Source organism: Cedecea colo (genome assembly GCF_011808225.1).
Taxonomy (GTDB): Bacteria; Pseudomonadota; Gammaproteobacteria; order Enterobacterales; family Enterobacteriaceae; genus Dryocola; species Dryocola colo.
Genome location: NZ_SOYS01000010.1, coordinates 86,114 through 105,945, shown reverse-complemented (window position 1 = coordinate 105,945; position 19,832 = coordinate 86,114). Strand labels below are relative to the sequence as shown.

The following is a 19,832-nucleotide window of genomic DNA, read 5'->3' as shown; positions in this document are numbered from 1 at the left end:
CCACAACTTAGAAAAACATCCTCAAATCAACCACATACCCCTTAAGAGGTATACAAAGGCGTATTTGATTTATATCAATAATCGCCTTTGCTGAATCGTTAAGGTAGGCGGTAATAGAAAAGAAATTGAGGCAATTATGAGCAAAGTCAAAATCGCAATTATCGGTAATGGCATGGTCGGCCATCGCTTTATTGAGGACTTACTCGATAAAGCTCAGCCCGGCCAGTTCGACATTACCGTCTTCTGTGAAGAGCCGCGCAAAGCCTATGACCGCGTGCATCTCTCTTCCTATTTTTCTCACCATACCGCTGAAGAACTATCTTTGGTTCGCGAAGGCTTCTATGAGAAGCACGGCATTAATGTGCTGGTGGGCGAACGCGCCATCACTATTAACCGCCAGGAGAAAGTGATCCACTCTAATACCGGCCGTACCCTGTATTACGACAAACTGGTTATGGCGACAGGCTCCTACCCGTGGATCCCGCCGATTAAAGGTTCCGAAACGCAGGACTGCTTCGTCTACCGCACCATCGAAGATTTGAACGCCATCGAAGCCTGCGCACGTCGCAGCAAACGCGGCGCCGTTGTCGGCGGCGGCCTGCTGGGTCTGGAAGCGGCAGGCGCCCTGAAAAACCTTGGCGTGGAAACCCACGTTATCGAATTCGCGCCAATGCTGATGGCAGAACAGCTTGACCAGATGGGTGGCGAGCAGTTACGCAACAAAATCGAAAGCATGGGCGTGCGCGTGCACACCAGCAAAAATACCCTGGAGATTCTCCAGGAAGGGAAAGAAGCGCGTAAGACTATGCGTTTTGCTGACGGTAGCGAGCTTGAAATCGACTTTATCGTCTTCTCAACCGGTATCCGTCCACGCGATAAGCTGGCTACCCAGTGTGGGCTGGCCACAGCGCAGCGCGGCGGTATCGCCATCAACGACAGTTGCCAGACCTCTGACCCGGACATCTACGCAATCGGCGAATGCGCAAGCTGGCACAACCGCGTGTACGGCCTGGTTGCTCCGGGTTACAAAATGGCGCAGGTCACAGCCGATCATCTGCTGGGCAGCGAAAACGCCTTTGAAGGCGCGGACATGAGCGCCAAGCTAAAACTGCTGGGCGTGGACGTTGGCGGCATTGGCGATGCGCACGCCCGCACACCGAACGCCCGTAGCTACGTCTATCTGGATGAAAGCAAAGAAGTTTATAAACGCCTGGTGGTCAGCGAAGACAACAAAACCCTGCTGGGCGCGGTGCTGGTTGGCGACACCAGCGATTATGGCAACCTGCTGCAACTTGTGCTGAACGCCATTGAACTGCCGGAAAACCCTGATGCCCTGATCCTGCCCTCTCACGCGGGTAGCGGTAAACCATCCATTGGGGTAGACAAGCTGCCGGATACCGCGCAGATCTGTTCATGCTTTGATGTCACTAAAGGCGATCTGATTAGCGCCATCAACAAAGGTTGCCACACCGTTGCGGCGCTGAAAGCAGAAACCAAAGCCGGCACCGGCTGCGGCGGCTGTATTCCGCTGGTAACGCAGGTGCTGAACGCTGAACTGGCCAAACAGGGCATTGAAGTAAACAACAACCTGTGCGAGCACTTCGCTTTCTCCCGCCAGGAGCTGTATCACCTGATCCGCGTGGAAGGCATTAAAACCTTCGACGAACTGTTGACCAAATACGGTAAAGGCTACGGCTGCGAAGTCTGTAAGCCAACCGTAGGTTCTCTGCTGGCCTCCTGCTGGAACGATTACGTGCTCGAACCTCAGCACACCCCGCTCCAGGAAACCAACGATAATTTCCTTGGCAATATCCAGAAAGACGGCACCTACTCGGTAATCCCACGTTCTGCCGGCGGCGAAATTACGCCGGAGGGACTGATGGTCGTTGGTCGTATCGCACGTGAATATAACCTTTACACCAAAATTACCGGCTCTCAGCGTATCGGCCTGTTCGGCGCGCAGAAAGACGATTTGCCGGAAATCTGGCGTCAGTTGATTGAAGCAGGATTTGAAACCGGTCATGCCTATGCCAAGGCGTTGCGCATGGCGAAAACCTGCGTGGGTAGCACCTGGTGCCGTTACGGCGTGGGCGATAGCGTGGGCTTCGGCGTTGAGCTGGAAAATCGTTATAAAGGCATCCGTACCCCGCACAAAATGAAGTTTGGCGTTTCTGGCTGCACCCGTGAATGTGCAGAAGCGCAGGGCAAAGACGTGGGTATTATCGCCACCGAAAAAGGCTGGAACCTGTACGTATGCGGGAACGGCGGCATGAAACCACGTCATGCGGATCTGCTGGCTGCGGACCTGGACCACGACACCGTTATTAAATATCTCGACCGCTTCATGATGTTCTATATCCGTACCGCGGACAAACTGACCCGTACCGCGTCCTGGCTGGAAAACCTGGAAGGCGGTATCGATTATCTCAAAAAAGTCATCATCGAAGACAAACTGGGCCTGAATGCTCAGCTTGAAGCCGAGCTGACGCGTCTGCGCGAGAAAGTAATCTGCGAGTGGACCGAAACGGTGAACACGCCGGAAGCCCAGGTTCGCTTCAAACACTTTATCAACAGCCCGCAGCGTGACCCGAACGTGCAGGTGGTGCCGGAACGTCAGCAGCACCGTCCGGCCACGCCGTATGAGCGTATTCCAGTCACTATGGTAGAAGCGGAGGAAATCGTATGAGCCAGTGGACTACCGTTTGTCAGTTAAATGACATTCTGCCAGCAACCGGCGTTTGCGCCCTGCTGGGCGATCGGCAGATTGCGATTTTCCGCCCGCGTAACGACGAGCAGGTTTTCGCCATCAGCAACATCGATCCCTTTTTCCAGGCGAGCGTTCTGTCTCGCGGACTCATTGCCGAGCACCAGAACGAGCTGTGGGTTGCCAGCCCGCTGAAAAAACAGCGTTTCCGCCTGCGTGACGGGCTGTGCATGGAAGACGAAAGCCACTCCGTTGCACATTTTGCAGCACGCGTTCAGGACGGCATGGTTCAGATAAAAGCTTAATAAAAATCATTCTGACCGAAGCGTAGGGTGAACAAGCGTAGCGCCTTCCACCGCATCTTTTAAATGGCGGAGGCGCGCCGCTTATCCGCCCTACGACATTCAGGATCGGAAAGCACAGCTACCTGATTTACCTTTTCTTTATTATTTTTAATTCATTGGGATAACAAAAATGTTCACCGATACCATTAATAAGTGTGCGGCGAATGCCGCTCGTATTGCCCGGCTGTCGAAAAACAATCCGTTCGGTTTTTGGGTCAGCTCGGCGATGGCAGGGGCTTATGTCGGCCTTGGCATCATCCTTATCTTCACTCTCGGCAACCTGCTCGATCCTTCCGTTCGTCCATTGGTTATGGGTGCCACCTTTGGTATCGCCCTGACGCTGGTTATCATCGCTGGTTCCGAGCTGTTCACCGGCCACACTATGTTTCTGACCCTTGGCGTAAAAGCGGGGACTATCTCTCAGGGCCAAATGTGGGCTATTTTGCCGCAGACCTGGGCTGGCAACCTGCTGGGTTCCGTGTTTGTCGCGCTGCTGTATAGCTGGGGCGGCGGTAGCCTGCTGCCGGTTGATACCAGCATCGTCCACACCGTGGCGCTGGCTAAAACCACCGCGCCGGCAATGACGCTGTTCTTCAAGGGCGCGCTGTGTAACTGGCTGGTTTGCCTGGCGATCTGGATGGCGATTCGTACCGAAGGCGCGGCTAAATTCATCGCTATCTGGTGGTGTCTGCTGGCGTTTATCGCCTCCGGCTATGAACACTCCATTGCTAATATGACGCTGTTTGCGCTCTCCTGGTTTGGCCACCATAGCGATGCCTATACGCTGGCTGGAATTGGTCACAACCTGCTTTGGGTAACGCTCGGGAATACCCTCTCCGGCGTAGTATTCATGGGTCTGGGTTATTGGTATGCTACGCCAAAAGCCGAACGCCCACAGCCAGAGCGAATCGCTGCGCCTGAGACTGTACGCCAATAATTGAGGACTACCCGTGGATCACCTGCCCATATTTTGTCAATTACGAGATCGCGCCTGCCTGCTGGTTGGCGGCGGCGATGTCGCAGAGCGTAAAGCACGTTTATTAATGGAGGCAGGTGCCCGCATTACCGTGAATGCCCTGGACTTCACGCCGCAATTCAACGTGTGGGCGGAACAGGGCATGCTGACGCTTGAGCAGGGTGAGTTCTCTCCTTCACTGCTTGATGCCTGTTGGTTAGCCATTGCCGCGACCGATAACGACGAGGTGAATCAGCAGGTCAGCGATACGTGCGAATCACGCCGTATCTTCTGCAACGTGGTCGATGCCCCGAAGCAAGCCAGCTTTATCATGCCGTCAATTATCGACCGATCGCCGCTAATGGTTGCCGTCTCTTCCGGCGGTACTTCTCCGGTACTTGCGCGTCTGCTGCGGGAAAAACTTGAATCTATTCTGCCGCTGCATCTTGGCAAAATCGCCGGCTACGCAGGTACGCTGCGTGGGCGAGTAAAATCAAAGTTTGCCACTATGGGCGAACGCCGCCGCTTCTGGGAAAAGTTCTTCACCAACGACCGGCTGGCGCAGTATCTGGCAAACGAAGATCAAAAAGCTATCGACCAGGAAACCGAATCCATGTTTGCCACATCGCTGGATCACCGTGGTGAGGTGGTATTAGTAGGCGCGGGACCTGGGGATGCAGGATTGTTAACGCTCAAAGGGCTGCAACAGATCCAACAGGCTGACGTTGTGGTTTATGACCGTCTGGTCTCCGATGACATTATGAATCTCGTCCGGCGCGACGCGGACCGTGTATTTGTCGGTAAACGGGCAGGTTTCCACTGCGTGCCGCAGGAAGAGATTAACCAAATCCTGCTGCGCGAAGCTCAGAAAGGTAAGCGCGTGGTGCGTCTGAAAGGCGGCGATCCGTTTATTTTTGGCCGCGGCGGCGAAGAGCTGGAAACGCTATGTAACGGCGGCATCCCCTTCTCCGTGGTGCCAGGCATAACGGCTGCATCCGGCTGCTCCGCTTATTCGGGTATTCCGTTAACCCATCGCGATTACGCGCAAAGCGTGCGCCTGGTAACCGGACACCTGAAAACGGGAGGCGAGCTGGACTGGCATAATCTGGCCGCAGAAAAGCAGACGCTGGTATTTTATATGGGCCTGAATCAGGCCGTCGCCATTCAGGAAAATTTGATTAAGCACGGCATGCCGGCAGATATGCCGGTCGCGCTGGTGGAAAACGGCACCTCCGTAAAACAGCGGGTGGTCAGCGGCGAGCTGAGCAAACTTGGCGAGCTGGCAACGCAGGTAGAAAGCCCGGCGCTGATTATTGTCGGGCGCGTCGTGGCGCTGCGCGACAAGCTGAACTGGTTCTCCAACTACTAATAAAAAGGCCTGCGTGTAAATACACGCAGGTTTTAATCCTTCCCCGTCTTTTTAATTATGGTTTAATAATTATATTTATATCTACCGAAATATGTTTTGCAAATATAATATTCCTCACAGCGCCGTTATTTGCAAGTATAACTCCTATATATTTATCGCATGAATGAAAAACGCCAAAATACGCCCTCAAACTTATATATACTAAACTTGTCAAGGTCAGTGACATATTTTACAATCCCCTGGCTATAACTGCGAGGCAATGTAATTAATTTTAAGCATTTATTCACGGTTATATTTTATATCACAGCCATTAATTATGTCAGGGAATGTCATATGAAAAACCTCGTAAAAATCACCATGTTGTTTGCTGTAGTTGCCACGCTGTCTGCCTGCACTGGCCGTATTGAAAATCGCGACAAAACTTGCAGCTACGATTATTTGCTTCACCCTGCAATCTCTATCTCTAAAGTTATTGGCGGCTGCGGCCCTGCTGCTCCGCAAAAATAATTCGTCATAAAATGCAAAAATCGCCCTCTTTTACAGGGCGATTTTTATTTCGCTTAACGCTTCCGCCAGCTTCAATACCTGAAATTCACGTCCCGCGCTCATTTCCCCTTTCGCTTCACAAGCAATTAACCCTGGCGCAGGTTATTTTCTGGAAACATAAGGGAAATAGAACTATAAAAAAACCGCCAGGTTGAACTCACGCCGCAACGGGCAGTCGTTCCTGACGGCTTACAGGCATGGAGCAATTAAGGCTGGGCTACAAACCCAATCACTTCGTACACTTTCTTAAGCGTAGCGCCGGCATGAGCGCGGGCCTTTTCAGCGCCGTCCTTCATAATCTGGTGCAGGAAGGCTTCGTCATTGCGATAGCGGTTATAACGCTCCTGCAGTTCGGTCAGCATACCTGAAACGGCATCCGCTACGTCACCTTTCAGATGACCATACATTTTGCCTTCAAAGTGCTGCTCAAGCTCCGGGATAGTCTTGCCTGTTACGCCAGCCATGATATCCAGCAGGTTGGAAACCCCGGCTTTGTTTACCACGTCATAGCGCACAACAGGTGGCTCGTCGGAATCTGTTACCGCACGTTTAAGTTTCTTCACGACGGATTTCGGGTCTTCCAGCAGGCCGATAACGTTATTGCGGTTATCGTCAGATTTGGACATTTTCCGGGTCGGTTCCAGCAGGGACATTACGCGCGCGCCGGACGCAGGAATAAATGGCTCCGGCACTTTGAATACTTCTCCATACAGCGCGTTAAAGCGCGCAGCGATATCACGGCTCAGCTCCAGGTGCTGCTTCTGGTCTTCACCTACCGGCACCAGATTGGTCTGGTAGAGCAGAATATCGGCGGCCATCAATACCGGATAGTCGAACAAACCGGCGTTGATATTTTCAGCGTAGCGCGATGATTTGTCCTTGAACTGCGTCATGCGGCTCAGCTCACCAAAGTAGGTGTAGCAGTTCAGCACCCAGCTTAGCTGGGCATGTTCAGGTACATGGGACTGAACGAAAATAGTGCTTTTTTCCGGATCGATGCCGCAGGCAAGATAGAGCGCCAGCGTATCGAGCGTCGCTTTGCGCAGCGCGTTCGCATCCTGACGCACGGTGATGGCGTGCTGGTCAACGATGCAGTAAATGCAGTGGTAATCGTCTTGCATATGAACCCACTGACGCAGCGCACCCATGTAGTTACCGATGGTTAATTCACCTGAAGGCTGTGCGCCGCTAAAAACGATGGGTTTACTCATGTTCTGATTCCTGATTTTCTTTGCAAGGGAGCCCAAGAGCGGGCAATAAATCGCTGAATTTATCAAACACGACGTCCGGTTTGCTCAGTGCAATGGCTTCACCGTAGTTATAACCGTAGGTCATGCCCACGCAAGGGCAGCCCGCAGCCTGTGCGGCAAGAATATCATTGCGGGAATCTCCCACAAACAGCAACGCTTCTGCGCTCAGGTTCAGCTTTTCCATAACTTTGAATAGCGGCTCCGGATGCGGTTTTTTATTTTCCACATCATCGCCGCCGATAACCACCTGGAAATAGGCCGCGATGCCCAGTTTCTCAAGCAACGGCATTACAAACGGCGTTGGCTTATTGGTTACCAGACCCATTGGCAGACCGTTTTCTGCCAGTACTGCCAGCGTGCTGGTGACGCCCGGGAACAGGAAGCTGCCTTCGTCGACCGTCTGCGCATAGAAATTATCAAACAGTTTACGCGCCATCAGACGCCGTTCGAACTGCGGCTCCTGGCCTTTTAACGCCCACGTCAGCGCGCGCTGAACCAGCACATCGGCACCGTTGCCAATCCATTTTTCAACGTTCTCTTCACCGGCTGCCGGCAGCTCAAGCGCGTACAGCGTCCGATCCATCGCCTGACTTAAGCCCAGCGCCGTATCCACCAGCGTGCCGTCCAGATCAAAGGCGACACCGCGAATTTTTTGTAATTTATTCATGATTTACCTTTGCCAGCTCGTCGCGCATGCGATCGATGACCACTTTATAATCTGGTTGACTGAAGATGGCCGAGCCGGCAACAAACATGTCCGCGCCCGCCGCCGCAACCTGAGCAATATTATCGACTTTCACGCCGCCATCGACTTCAAGACGAATATCGTAACCGGAGGCATCAATGCGCTCGCGCACCTGACGCAGTTTTTCCAGCGTATGCGGGATGAAAGACTGCCCGCCGAAGCCCGGGTTTACAGACATCAGCAAAATTACGTCCAGTTTATCCATCACGTGATCCAGCCAGCTAAGCGATGTTGCCGGGTTAAACACCAGGCCTGCTTTACAGCCGTGCTCTTTAATCAGCTGCAGGGAACGATCAACGTGCTCAGAGGCTTCCGGATGGAAGGTGATGATACTGGCGCCCGCTTCGGCGAAGTCCGGAATAATGCGATCGACAGGTTTGACCATCAGATGCACGTCAATCGGTGCGGTGATGCCATAATCACGCAGCGATTTCAGCACCATCGGTCCAATGGTTAAATTTGGAACATAGTGGTTATCCATAACATCGAAATGGACGACGTCGCTACCTGCAGCTAACACCCTGGCCGTGTCTTCGCCCAGGCGGGCAAAATCGGCAGACAGGATTGAGGGGGCAATCAAATACTGTTTCATCCGCTTCTCCAATACAGACTGATGACAAACCTCATGCGCTTGCGAGACGAAAATTTCTCACCAGAAGAATAAAATGGAAAATCAACGCCGTGATTTTCAGCTACTCACCATAAAGAAGAAAAATCACATTTTTTGCTTCTTTATCAGCAAGTTCAACTGCACTTCATGTTTGCGACGAACGACATGCCTCAGGCACGCCGTAGAGCGCCAGCAGCTCGTCCACCTTGTTACGCGTTCCGCCATTACTGCTGATGCTGCGTCTTACCTGCAGCTTATGCAGCTTCGCCTGCTGATACCACAGCTTGGTCAGCTCCGTATCATGATTAGAAATCAGCACCGGAACGCCATTTCTTTGCAGGTTTTCGGCCAGTTCTGCCAGATGCTGCTGCTGTATCATACTAAAGCTATCGGTATGGTAAGCCGTGAAATTTGCCGTGGCGGATAACGGGGCATACGGCGGGTCGCAATATACCACCGAGCCTGTAGCAACATCCGTCATGCTGACATCATACGACTGACAGATAAAAGTAGCCTGTTGTGCCCGCTCGGCAAAATGGTGCAGTTCCTCTTCGGGGAAGTAGGGTTTGCTGTAGCGGCCAAACGGCACGTTGAATTCACCACGCAGGTTATAACGGCACAGGCCGTTGTAACAATGGCGGTTAAGGTACAAAAACAGCACCGCACGACGAAACGCATCGCTGCACTGATTAAATTCGGCACGAAAACGATAGAAGGCCTCACTGTCGTTAAGCTCAGGCGTAAACAGGCTGCGGGCTTCCTGAACATACTCGTCAGTACGCGCTTTGACAATGTTGTACAGGTTAATCAGGTCGCTGTTGATATCCGCGAGGATATAGCGTGAATAGTCAGTGTTCAGAAAGACGGAGCCTGCGCCAACGAACGGCTCAATCAGACAGTCGCCTTCCGGCAGATGCTTCTTTATATCGTCAAGCAGGGGGTATTTTCCCCCTGCCCATTTCAGAAAAGCGCGATTTTTTTTCATGCTGTCTAACTATTTACACCTTCTCCAGCTGTGGAAAGGTTCCGACAGCGACTGCGCTTGCTCATCACTTCAGATCGGACTGAACCTGATGAATTGGTTTTGCCCACGGGTTCTTCGCCTGCACGTCAGCCGGCAGCGTTGCAACGGCACGTTTCGCCTCGTCTTTGCTGGCATAAACGCCGCTTACCAGCACATACCACGGCTGACCGTTACGCACAGTCTGATACACCATGTAATGTTGCAGCTTCTCTTTCTTCGCCCATGCGTTCAGGTTTGTGGAGTTAGACGAAGAGCTGAGCTGCAGCGTGTAATGGCTTCCCGGCGCGCCTTTAATGGCACTTGCATCGCCGCTTACCGTGGCGCCACTTGCCGCAGGCGCGCTGGCTGTCGCTTTCGGTGCCGCTGTTGCCGCTGGCGCTTTAACAGGTTCTTTAACCGGAGCCGTTACTACAGGTTCACTACGTTTCGCGGTCACAACCGGTTTTGGCTCCGCTACGGTAGTTTTCGCCGTTGCCTGAGGTTTAGCTTGTGCTGGCTGAGTTTTATGCGGCTCAATCACCACCTTTTTACGCTCCGGGCGTGTGGCTGGCTGACGGACCGGCTCGTTATTTGAAGCCTGAGTCGGCACAGACGCGGTATTACCGCCCGCAACACGCGCAACCGTAGCTGGCTGTGTCGGCAGAGTAGAACCGCTTGCTGCGTTATCGATCTGGCCCTGCTGCGCAGTCAGCGCGTTGTTCAGATCGCCCGGGACTTCCACACGCTGCTGCCCTTCCGGGATTGGCTGCGTTTGCGCTTCGGTTGGGGTAGAAGAAATAGGGGGTAAATTTACTTCCTGCGGCTGTTGATCTTTGTTCGCAGTCTGATCAGCTACGGTGGCATCACCGGGCTGTGGCTGAGAACCATTCGCCTGATTGGCAACGGAATCATTGCTGCCAGAAAGATCGATACTCTTTTCCGCATTGGGATTTTTATTGGCGGTTTCCGTGTCGGTTGAAGGCGATTTAAGCGCGGAACCAATACCAATGATGAGCAGCAGCAGAACCAGAATGCCAATCCCCATCATCAGATGCTGACGAGAGACGGGCGCTTTTTGTTGCGGTGCTTTTTTACGACCGCGCGCGGGACGACGTTCGACGGCTTCAACTTTCAGGCCATCGTCACCCTCATATTCCTCTTCTTCGTCGCGAGGGCGACGCGATCGTGAGGAACGAGGCTCATCAGCATCAATGTCGATATCATCGACGTTGATCTGCGGTTCGTTATCGAACTCGTCAGAATTGCGTGAACGATCCCGACGACGATCGCTGGGATCGGGTTTCAGCTCGTCTTCCGGTTTGAATTCATCCATTTAACACCCCACTCAAAGGCTTATGCCAGCGATACGTACTTTGCACGTCACCCGAAGTTAAAAATCGCCCGGTTACTGCGACCAATCATTTCTAATAGTTAAGCCTGCTGACAATCAGCGATGGCTGACAGAACGACATCGTGTGGCACTCCGCCACGCACTTCACTCTTCCCTAAAGCCTGCGGCAGCACAAGGCGCAGCTCGCCCCCCAGGACTTTCTTATCACGCATCATGTGGGGCATATATGCGTCTGCTGACATTTCCCGCGGCCCGGTGACGGGCAACCCGGCACGTTGTAGCAACGTAACAACACGTTGAACATCGGTTTCACTGAATTGTCCCAGGCGAAACGCCGTGCGTGCGGCCATGACCATACCGGCTGCAACGGCTTCGCCATGTAGCCAGTTGCCATAACCCATTTCGGCTTCAATCGCATGACCAAAGGTATGGCCCAGATTGAGTAAAGCACGTAAGCCGCTTTCGCGCTCATCGGCTGCCACAACTTCCGCTTTCAGTTCGCAACAGCGGCGAATGCAATACGCCATCGCTTTGCCATCCAGCGCTAATAAAGCATCGAGATTATTCTCAAGCCAGCTAAAGAACGCCGCATCAAGGATAATGCCGTATTTGATAACTTCTGCCAGGCCCGACGCCAGCTCCCGTTTCGGTAAGGTGTTGAGACAGTCGAGATCCACCACCACTGAAGCAGGCTGGTAGAACGCGCCAATCATATTTTTACCGAGGGGATGGTTAACGGCTGTTTTGCCGCCAACGGAGGAGTCCACCTGCGAAAGCAAAGTGGTGGGAACCTGAATAAAGCGCACGCCGCGCTGATAGCTCGCTGCTGCAAAACCGGTCAGATCGCCTACAACGCCGCCGCCAAGAGCGATTAGCGTTGTGTCTCGACCGTGCGGTTTTTCCAGCAGTGCCGTAAACACGGTATCGAGTACAGCAAGACTTTTGAATTTTTCGCCATCCGGTAGGATGACGGTATCGACTTTGACGCCCGCCTGCTCAAGCAAACCACGAACCTTATCCAGGTAAAGTGGCGCAAGGGTTTTGTTGGTCACCAGCATCGTTTGATCGCCAGCCTTCAGCGGCCAAAAGGACGCCGAGTCATTAAATAACCCGGCAGCGATGGTGATAGGGTAACTACGTTCCCCGAGAGTAACCGTTAACCTCTCCATAACGCGAAGTCCACCTTAAGAAGCTTTGCCCGCAGGCGTGTCTCGATTAAGCCAGAATCAATTGCTTTCCAACATATGAATAATCTGGTTAGCAACCACTTTGGCACTTTGGTCGTCAGTGCGAATCGTCACATCTGCAATCTCTTCGTATAGAGGATTGCGTTCTTGTGCCAGGGCCTCAAGAACTTCACGAGGTGGCGTCTCAACCTGCAGTAACGGACGCTTTTTATCGCGCTGAGTGCGAGCAAGCTGCTTCTCAATTGTGGTTTCAAGGTAAACCACAACGCCACGGGCCGAGAGGCGGTTACGGGTTTCGCGAGACTTCACAGAGCCGCCACCAGTCGCCAGCACAATGCCCTGTTTTTCAGTGAGTTCGTTGATAATTTTTTCTTCGCGATCGCGGAAGCCTTCTTCGCCTTCAACGTCGAATACCCAGCCCACATCAGCTCCGGTACGTTTCTCAATCTCTTGATCAGAATCGAAAAATTCCATATTGAGTTGCTGAGCTAACTGACGCCCAATAGTGCTTTTGCCGGCACCCATAGGCCCAACCAGAAAGATATTGCGTTTCTCTGCCATTTTTTCGGTACTACTAAGACAATTCGTTGATGATAAACCCACCCGTTAACAACTTGCTGCGGCGGGACATGAACTGAAACCTCATAAGCGTGAGTTCGAGAATCAGACTAAAAATTATCTCAACACTCAAGGTAGTTTGGCAACCGATTAAATCACTCAACGCCTCAGGTGAGGGATGAAAAGTATAAATCAGGTTTATCGGTCGCAGGAAATCACTACCCTGCTTCTCGAAACGGTACACCTTGTAAGCTAATTCCTCTCTGCCGTCAAACACCTGAGCTACGATTACGAGAAAAATCCCTCGACAGCTTTAGAAAAAACTACGGAATCGGGATAAGTCGGGGCGTAATAAAAACCACCAGCTCACGACGCTGGCTGTCTTTTGCATCGTGGCGAAACAGGCCGCCAAGCAGCGGGATAGCGCTCAGTAGAGGAACGTTATCACGGCTATTTTTACTATGCTGCTGAAAAATACCCCCTAACGCGAGCGTTTCACCGTTTTTCACTGACACGACGGTCTCAATCTCCTGCTTATCTATTGCCAGCGCCTCGCCATTGGCCTGCTCAATGCTACGCCCCGGCATATTCTGGCTAATTCGCAATTTTAAACGGATGTTACCCCGCGGCTGGATGGTCGGCGTCACTTCCATACCTAGTACCGCTTCTTTAAATTCCACGGAATTTACTCCGCTCTCTGTGTTGGAAACCTGATAGGGGATCTCCGTACCCTGTTTGATACTGGCTGGTTGCTGGTGGGCAGCCATCAGCCGGGGGCTGGCGATAATTTCAAGCTGCTGCTGTTGCTCAAGGGCGGATAATTCCATCTCAAGCATTCGCCCATCGATACGCGCAATGTTAAAGCCAACGCGCGCTGTCGCGGCGCCCGCAGAAACATCCGCACCCAGGCCTGCAAAACGAGGAGCCGCGCTACCCTTGTCGCTTTGCGCCAGATTCCACTTCACGCCTAGTTCATGCAGCTTGTTCTGGTTAATCGTGACAATATGCGCCGCGATTTCCACCTGCCCCATGGGGAGATCCATCTCCTTCATCCAGCCGGCTATCTGTTTCAGCGCAGGCTTATTATCCCGTACGATGAGACGATTAGTACGTTTATCCACGGTGATACTTCCGCGCGGGCTTAAAAGTTTTTCCCCCGCAGCTTTAAGCGATGCGGCTAACTCGCCAGCATCGGCATAAGCCGGAGAGAAAACCTGACTAAGCAAAGGCTGTTTTAGCGCCTGCTGTTTCCGCTGCTCCTCCTGTACAGCCTGCTGTTGCTGAAGCCTTACTTTCGGTACGATCTGTAAGACATTTCCTTCGCGAAGCTGCGTTAACTCCGCCGTTTTTAGCACCAGTTGGAAAGCCTGCTTCAGGGGAATGTTTTGCAGATGGAGCGACACAACGCCCTCCACGCCCGGGGCTATTAGCAGATTAACGTTCTGATTTTCTGCCAGCGCCTGTAAAACCTGGGCCACGGGCGCGTTATCCAGCACCAGCGATACGCCTCTATCCGCGAGGCTTGCTGAGGACCAGGCTATTAGCAGAGCGAACGTACGCATCCATGCCATATTTTTTTCCTTCCATTTTCCATGAATAAAAAGACTGCCCACATTCTGAAGGCACCGTTACGGATAAACGCTGTTGGCTGATATCAAGGACCCGCACGCCGGGCGCTATCTCCATCCCGCTAGTGATACGACGCCATTTTTTCTGCGCATCGCGCATTACGCCGATCGCGCCTTTATCAGAGCTAATCACGCCATGAAGCGTCCACTGTGCCAGCTGTTTAAGCAGGACATCACAGGGTGAAAGCAGCGGTTGAAAGGGATTGCGGGGCATGGAAAAAGCCGTCTGAACCACCAACAGCAGAACCAGGAGAAAATTAGGGCTCATCGGTGAAGCCCACCGTCATAACCAGCCTGAGCAGTTCACCTTTTGGTTCGACGTTAAAGCCCTGTAGCACCACGGCACGGCAGGCAGAAAAATGGGCAAACAAGGAAGGGAGTTTTTCCCATGGCAGCAGCATTACCAGCATTGCGGGTTTGCTCTCGGGCTGCCATTTTTCAAGCTTTCCACCGCTATGATGGACAAGCTCTATCGCTGAAAACGCCGTCAGTGGCGCGGCGTCAATATGTTGAGCCGCTTCGCGGGTTGACAAAACCAAAGACATAATGCCGCGGCGCAGCAGAGAGATTTTTTTGCTTTCCCGCTGATTAATAAGTAAAGATTCCACTGACTGCGCCTGCTGAGGCCGAATAAAAAAGCACACAATAAGTACAATCGCTGCGCCATTAACAGCGGCAAGGCTCGCGTACCTCACCCAGCGGGGGATGGCTAACCAGCGTTCAGTCAGCATGGCCCGCCTCCGCAGATACAAATGTAAAGGTGAAGACCAGCGAGCCGTTGGCGTTACGTTGAATTCCCTTCGCCGCCACCTCAGCAATGCCTGCAAGCCGCCGTAGATTTTGCTCCATCAGTCGAACCTCCTCTGGCTTTTCCGCATTGCCGTGAACGACTACCTGCCCGCTTTTCATGGAAAGAGAGGTAAGCCAGACACCCGCGGGCAGCAGGCTGGCCAGCCGGGTAAGCCGTTGCTCCCACTCGCTTACCGATAGCCGTTGTGCTTTGCGCGCCTCCTGTAATTTTTGCCGTTTTTCCAGCAGTTGTACCTGCTGAAGTTTGCGCTGCAATAAGACACGAAGCTGTGAGAGATATTCGGCCTGTATGCGTTGCCGCTCCCCCTGCCACGCAAGCAAAGCAGGCCCGGCGATACCCGTCAGAGTCACCGAAAGCGTGCACCCGGCGGCCAACAAACTCCAGTAGCGTAACTGCCGCTGGCGATATTGTTTCCTCCACGGCAGCAGATTGATAAAAGGGATCATCGGCTGACCCGCCCAATTGCCAGCCCAATCGCCACGGTAAAGCTTCCTCCGCGTTGCGGTAACGGCGGCTGCAGCCGAACCAGCGCACGCCAGGCATCTAATGGCAGCGCACCCTGCGGTAGGGGTTCCGCCGCCGCGCTGCTGAAAGCCACTTCCTGTGGCTCGACTGCCAGTTGCCGGCACACATCAGCAAACGTCTGCGCCTGCCGGGCATCTACCCATCCCCACTCCGGCTCTTCGCTGGAGGTTGCCCAAAGCCAGTGATCGCATTCCCGATGCACCAAAAAACGCGGCTTAGATGGGCTGCATAAGCTGCCAAAGATGGGAAGCACGCTCGCACCGGGGGTAAGCGTTGCGGGGAACAGACGTTGTTTTGCAAGGCATGCAAGCAGTTCCTGAACCTCGCTGTGCCGGGCGGCGATCACCCTTAATTGAGCCGGAGCCTGCGGCATCACCGTATAGTCCCAGTTCAGTTGAGCAGGCGACATTTGTAGCTGTCTTGCGGCGGAGGCGGCAAGATAGCTTTCACGAGCCGATTCCTGCAGGCGATTGTCCGGCGCTGGCACCGGGCGTTGTAAGGTACGCTGGGTTGGAAACGCGACGCGAAGCTGATGACGTAGCGGCAGCTCCCGCCGCCACTGCGCCAGCACTTTTACCAGGCATTCCGGCGACCGCACAACGCCCTCCAGAAGGGTGTTTTCCGGCAGGGGCAGAAGCCACCAGCGGCGTAGCTGCCATCCCTGACGCTGCCGCTGTATGGCCACCGCACGCAGCGTTTGATGTTGAATTTCCAGGCCTATTTGCCAGGTGCTGATAAACATAGTGACGATCTCCGTATCGTTTGCTTGCGAATTTGGCATATCAAAGCTTCTGGCTTGCCTTTATACTACCGCGCGTTTGTTTATAAACTGCCCAGTGGAAACCTAATGGGAAATTTAAGGTGAAGTTCGTAAAGTATTTATTAATCCTTGCAGTCTGTTGCATTCTGCTGGGAGCCGGCTCGATTTACGGGTTATACAAATTTATAGAACCGCAGCTACCTGACGTCGCCACGCTAAAAGATGTGCGGCTGCAGATTCCAATGCAGGTCTACAGCGCTGACGGGGAACTGATTGCCCAGTACGGCGAAAAACGTCGTATCCCCTTGACGTTGAACCAGATTCCACCCGAAATGGTGAAAGCATTCATCGCCACCGAGGATAGCCGCTTCTACGAGCATCACGGCGTTGATCCGGTGGGGATTTTCCGTGCGGTAAGCGTTGCGCTGTTCTCAGGCCATGCTTCGCAGGGCGCAAGTACCATTACTCAGCAGCTGGCGCGTAATTTCTTCCTGAGTCCGGAACGCACCATGATGCGTAAGATTAAGGAAGCGTTCCTGGCGATACGTATTGAGCAGATGCTGAGCAAAGATGAAATTCTTGAACTCTATCTGAACAAAATTTACCTCGGCTATCGCGCATACGGCGTTGGCGCAGCGGCACAGGTTTATTTTGGCAAAACAGTCGATCGGCTTACGCTCAGCGAAATGGCGGTTATTGCCGGTTTGCCAAAAGCGCCGTCAACCTTTAACCCGCTGTATTCCTTAACAAGATCGACTTCCCGTCGTAATGTCGTGCTCTCGCGCATGCTGAGTGAAAACTACATTACTCAGGCGCAGTACAACGAAGCCAGCAGCCAGCCCATCGTCGCGAATTATCACGCGCCGGAAATCGCCTTCTCAGCGCCCTATCTGTCAGAACTGGTGCGTCAGGATCTGGTAAGCCGCTACGGCGATAAAGCTTATGAAGAAGGGTATAAGGTTTACACCACCATAACCCGCAGGATTCAGCAGGGTGCGCAACAGGCCGTCCGTAACAACGTGATGGCTTACGATATGCGCCACGGCTACCGCGGCCCGTCAAACGTGCTGTGGAAGGTGGGTGAAAGCGCCTGGAATGAGAAAAAAATCATCGATTCCCTGAAGAACCTGCCGGTTTATGGCCCGCTGTTCCCGGCAGTTGTCACCGGTGCGAATCCAACCGAAGCAACCGCTCTGCTGGCGGACGGTACTTCAGTGTCGCTGGGCATGAGCGGCGTGCGCTGGGCACGTCCGTATCGCTCTGACACCTCGCAAGGCCCGACCCCGCGCAAAGTCACCGATGTGGTGCAGACAGGACAGCAGATTTGGGTGCGTAAAGTTGATGACGCGTGGTGGCTGGGCCAGGTTCCGGATGTGAACTCCGCGCTGGTTTCTATCAATCCACGTGACGGTGCAGTGCTGGCTCTGGTCGGCGGGTTCGACTTTAACCAAAGCAAATTTAACCGGGCCACTCAGGCGCTGCGTCAGGTCGGCTCGAATATTAAGCCGTTCCTCTATACCGCGGCGATGGATAAAGGTTTAACCCTGGCAAGTATCCTGAACGATGTGCCCATCTCGCGTTGGGATGCCGGTGCCGGTTCCGACTGGCGTCCTAAAAATTCACCGCCTGAATATGCCGGGCCGATTCGCCTGCGTCAGGGCCTGGGCCAGTCGAAAAACGTGGTGATGGTGCGTGCGATGCGCGCCATGGGCGTGGATTACGCCGCGGAGTATTTACAGCGTTTCGGCTTCCCGGCTCAGAATATCGTGCATACCGAATCTTTAGCGCTGGGCTCCGCGTCATTCACGCCGATGCAGGTCGCGCGTGGCTACTCGGTGATGGCAAACGGCGGCTTCCTGGTGGATCCGTATTTCATTACCAAAATCGTTGATGACGGCGGCCAGACTATTTTCGAAGCGAAGCCAAAAGTAGCCTGCGCCGAGTGCGATTTACCGGTGATTTACGGCGAAACGCAGAAATCTAACGTGCTGGAAAATCAGAACGTCGAAGACGTGGCTGTTTCTCAGGAACAGCAAAACGCCAGCGTGCCAATGCCGAAACTGGAACAGGCAAACAGCGATCTGGTCGCCCAAACGACCGCACCGGAATACGCGCCACATGTGATTAACACACCGCTGTCGTTCCTGATTAAAAGCGCGCTTACCTCCAATATCTATGGGGAACCGGGCTGGCAGGGCACAGGCTGGCGCGCCGGACGCGACTTGAAACGTCGCGACATCGGCGGCAAAACCGGCACAACCAACAGTTCAAAAGATGCGTGGTTCTCAGGTTACGGTCCCGGTGTTGTAACCTCCGTGTGGATAGGCTTTGACGATCATCGCCGCAATCTTGGCCGCACTTCTGCAAGCGGCGCGATTAAGGATCAGATTTCAGGTTATGAAGGCGGTGCCAAAAGCGCCCAGCCCGCATGGGATGATTTTATGAAAGTGGCGCTGGACGGCGTACCTGAAGAGCCAGCCACGCCGCCGCCGGGCATCGTGACGGTGAATATCGACCGCAGCACCGGTCAGCTGGCCAACGGCGGCAACAGTCGTGAAGAGTATTTCATTGAGGGCACGCAGCCAACGCAACAGGCGGTGCATGAGGTGGGCACAACGATTATTGATAACGGCGAAGTGCACGAGCTGTTCTGATGAAAAAACCCTTCGAAAGAAGGGTTTTAGATTGCTGACAAAGAAGGAAAAGCGTGGTTTTTCCTTCTTTGTGTTTATCAGCCGAAAACCAATCCGTTGATTTTGCTTATTTTTTATTCGGCGGTATAGGTTCAACCTGTGTTGGTTGAGAGTTTGCCATCAGTCTGAAACCCTTCGAAAGAAGGTTTTTTATGATGCTATAAACGTCCCTGCTCTTTTAGCCATTCCCTGACCAGGAACAGCGCGCTGACGTTACGCGCCTCGCTGAAATCTTCCTCATCCAGCAAATCCATTAGCGACGCCAGCGGCCAGCGAACCTGCGGCAGCTCTTCCGGCTCGTCACCTTCCAGAGACTCAGGATAGAGGTTTTCAGCAACCACGATGTTCATTTTGCTGGAGAAATAAGACGGTGCCATGGTGAGCTTTTTAAGGAACGTCAATTCATGCGCGCCGAAACCAACCTCTTCTTTAAGCTCGCGGTTTGCCGCTTCAAACACGGTTTCACCCGGATCGATTAGCCCTTTAGAAAAGCCAAGCTCATAAGATTCTGTACCAACCGCGTATTCACGGATCAGGATCACATGATCGTCCACAATCGGAACGATCATTACCGCTTCCCGGGAAGAGGGACGCATACGTTCGTACACGCGTCGAACGCCATTGCTAAACTCCAGGTCCACCGTTTCGACATTAAACAGACGTGAACGGGCCACGGTTTCAACATGTAAAATAGTCGGTTTTTGTAAGGATTTGCTCATTGTGGCTGGATTTAACAGTGAATACAGAAAGCTATTGTGCGGTATGCCGCACATCTCGCGCAATGCACATTGGT

The 19,832-nt window shown here is 53.2% G+C and carries 19 protein-coding genes; 6 read left to right on the top strand and 13 right to left on the bottom strand.

Annotated elements, in window-relative coordinates; all coding sequences use genetic code 11:
* The first annotated feature begins 136 nt into the window (after positions 1 to 136).
* From nirB to E2L00_RS18290, 5 genes are all read left to right on the top strand, one after another.
* Positions 137 to 2,686 (top strand): nitrite reductase large subunit NirB, encoded by a 2,550-nt coding sequence (nirB, locus tag E2L00_RS18310; protein ID WP_167614252.1) that lies wholly within the window; start codon positions 137 to 139, stop codon positions 2,684 to 2,686.
* Positions 2,683 to 3,009: a nitrite reductase small subunit NirD gene (gene nirD / locus E2L00_RS18305; RefSeq protein ID WP_167614250.1), complete on the top strand. Its 327-nt coding sequence runs from the start codon at positions 2,683 to 2,685 to the stop codon at positions 3,007 to 3,009. The genes nirB and nirD overlap by 4 nt, the downstream gene beginning before the upstream one ends.
* A gap of 169 nt (positions 3,010 to 3,178) precedes the next feature.
* The gene (gene nirC, locus E2L00_RS18300) at positions 3,179 to 3,985 is read left to right on the top strand and encodes a nitrite transporter NirC (RefSeq protein WP_167614248.1); all 807 of its coding nucleotides are present in this window, start codon (positions 3,179 to 3,181) and stop codon (positions 3,983 to 3,985) included.
* A gap of 13 nt (positions 3,986 to 3,998) precedes the next feature.
* A complete protein-coding gene (cysG, locus tag E2L00_RS18295) occupies positions 3,999 to 5,372 on the top strand; it encodes a siroheme synthase CysG (RefSeq protein ID WP_167614246.1) in 1,374 nt (457 codons plus the stop codon).
* A gap of 333 nt (positions 5,373 to 5,705) precedes the next feature.
* Positions 5,706 to 5,879 carry a YhfL family protein gene (locus tag E2L00_RS18290; RefSeq protein ID WP_167614245.1) on the top strand — a complete coding sequence of 58 codons (174 nt, stop codon included), beginning with the start codon at positions 5,706 to 5,708 and terminating at the stop codon, positions 5,877 to 5,879.
* Between the two features lie 245 nt (positions 5,880 to 6,124).
* Here the strand turns inward: E2L00_RS18290 and trpS are convergent, their stop codons facing one another.
* The 12 genes from trpS to E2L00_RS18230 all read right to left on the bottom strand — a co-directional run bounded on the left by trpS (position 6,125) and on the right by E2L00_RS18230 (position 16,367).
* Complete coding sequence (trpS, locus tag E2L00_RS18285) at positions 6,125 to 7,129, bottom strand: tryptophan--tRNA ligase (RefSeq protein WP_167614244.1); 1,005 nt, start codon at positions 7,127 to 7,129, stop codon at positions 6,125 to 6,127.
* Positions 7,122 to 7,835 carry a phosphoglycolate phosphatase gene (locus E2L00_RS18280; RefSeq protein ID WP_167614242.1) on the bottom strand — a complete coding sequence of 238 codons (714 nt, stop codon included), beginning with the start codon at positions 7,833 to 7,835 and terminating at the stop codon, positions 7,122 to 7,124. Before E2L00_RS18280 ends, trpS begins: the two co-directional genes overlap by 8 nt.
* Positions 7,828 to 8,505 (bottom strand): ribulose-phosphate 3-epimerase, encoded by a 678-nt coding sequence (gene rpe, locus E2L00_RS18275; protein WP_167614240.1) that lies wholly within the window; start codon positions 8,503 to 8,505, stop codon positions 7,828 to 7,830. Before rpe ends, E2L00_RS18280 begins: the two co-directional genes overlap by 8 nt.
* Positions 8,506 to 8,668: 163 nt before the next feature.
* Complete coding sequence (gene dam, locus E2L00_RS18270) at positions 8,669 to 9,508, bottom strand: adenine-specific DNA-methyltransferase (RefSeq protein WP_167614238.1); 840 nt, start codon at positions 9,506 to 9,508, stop codon at positions 8,669 to 8,671.
* Positions 9,509 to 9,572: 64 nt separating this feature from the next.
* Positions 9,573 to 10,859, bottom strand: a complete 1,287-nt coding sequence (damX, locus tag E2L00_RS18265; RefSeq protein ID WP_167614236.1) for a cell division protein DamX — start codon at positions 10,857 to 10,859, stop codon at positions 9,573 to 9,575.
* A gap of 98 nt (positions 10,860 to 10,957) precedes the next feature.
* Positions 10,958 to 12,046 carry a 3-dehydroquinate synthase gene (aroB, locus tag E2L00_RS18260; protein ID WP_167614234.1) on the bottom strand — a complete coding sequence of 363 codons (1,089 nt, stop codon included), beginning with the start codon at positions 12,044 to 12,046 and terminating at the stop codon, positions 10,958 to 10,960.
* 57 nt (positions 12,047 to 12,103) lie between these two features.
* Positions 12,104 to 12,625: a shikimate kinase AroK gene (gene aroK, locus E2L00_RS18255; protein WP_121267467.1), complete on the bottom strand. Its 522-nt coding sequence runs from the start codon at positions 12,623 to 12,625 to the stop codon at positions 12,104 to 12,106.
* A 320-nt stretch (positions 12,626 to 12,945) separates the two neighbouring features.
* A complete protein-coding gene (gene pilQ / locus E2L00_RS18250) occupies positions 12,946 to 14,193 on the bottom strand; it encodes a type IV pilus secretin PilQ (RefSeq protein ID WP_236127779.1) in 1,248 nt (415 codons plus the stop codon).
* Positions 14,132 to 14,518 (bottom strand): HofP DNA utilization family protein, encoded by a 387-nt coding sequence (locus tag E2L00_RS18245; RefSeq protein WP_167614232.1) that lies wholly within the window; start codon positions 14,516 to 14,518, stop codon positions 14,132 to 14,134. Before E2L00_RS18245 ends, pilQ begins: the two co-directional genes overlap by 62 nt.
* The gene (locus E2L00_RS18240; RefSeq protein WP_167614230.1) at positions 14,508 to 14,858 is read right to left on the bottom strand and encodes a HofO family protein; all 351 of its coding nucleotides are present in this window, start codon (positions 14,856 to 14,858) and stop codon (positions 14,508 to 14,510) included. Before E2L00_RS18240 ends, E2L00_RS18245 begins: the two co-directional genes overlap by 11 nt.
* Positions 14,859 to 14,970: 112 nt before the next feature.
* Positions 14,971 to 15,507: a PilN domain-containing protein gene (locus tag E2L00_RS18235; RefSeq protein ID WP_167614228.1), complete on the bottom strand. Its 537-nt coding sequence runs from the start codon at positions 15,505 to 15,507 to the stop codon at positions 14,971 to 14,973.
* Entirely contained in the window at positions 15,504 to 16,367 is an 864-nt protein-coding gene (locus E2L00_RS18230; protein WP_236127778.1) for a type IV pilus biogenesis protein PilM, read from the bottom strand. The genes E2L00_RS18235 and E2L00_RS18230 overlap by 4 nt, the downstream gene beginning before the upstream one ends.
* 80 nt (positions 16,368 to 16,447) lie before the next feature.
* On the opposite strand from E2L00_RS18230, the gene mrcA reads away from it, so the two are divergent.
* Positions 16,448 to 19,000, top strand: coding sequence for a peptidoglycan glycosyltransferase/peptidoglycan DD-transpeptidase MrcA (gene mrcA / locus E2L00_RS18225; RefSeq protein WP_167614226.1), 2,553 nt, complete (start codon positions 16,448 to 16,450; stop codon positions 18,998 to 19,000).
* 197 nt (positions 19,001 to 19,197) lie between these two features.
* Here the strand turns inward: mrcA and nudE are convergent, their stop codons facing one another.
* Positions 19,198 to 19,758, bottom strand: a complete 561-nt coding sequence (gene nudE / locus E2L00_RS18220) for an ADP compounds hydrolase NudE (RefSeq protein WP_167614224.1) — start codon at positions 19,756 to 19,758, stop codon at positions 19,198 to 19,200.
* Positions 19,759 to 19,832: the final 74 nt, after the last annotated feature.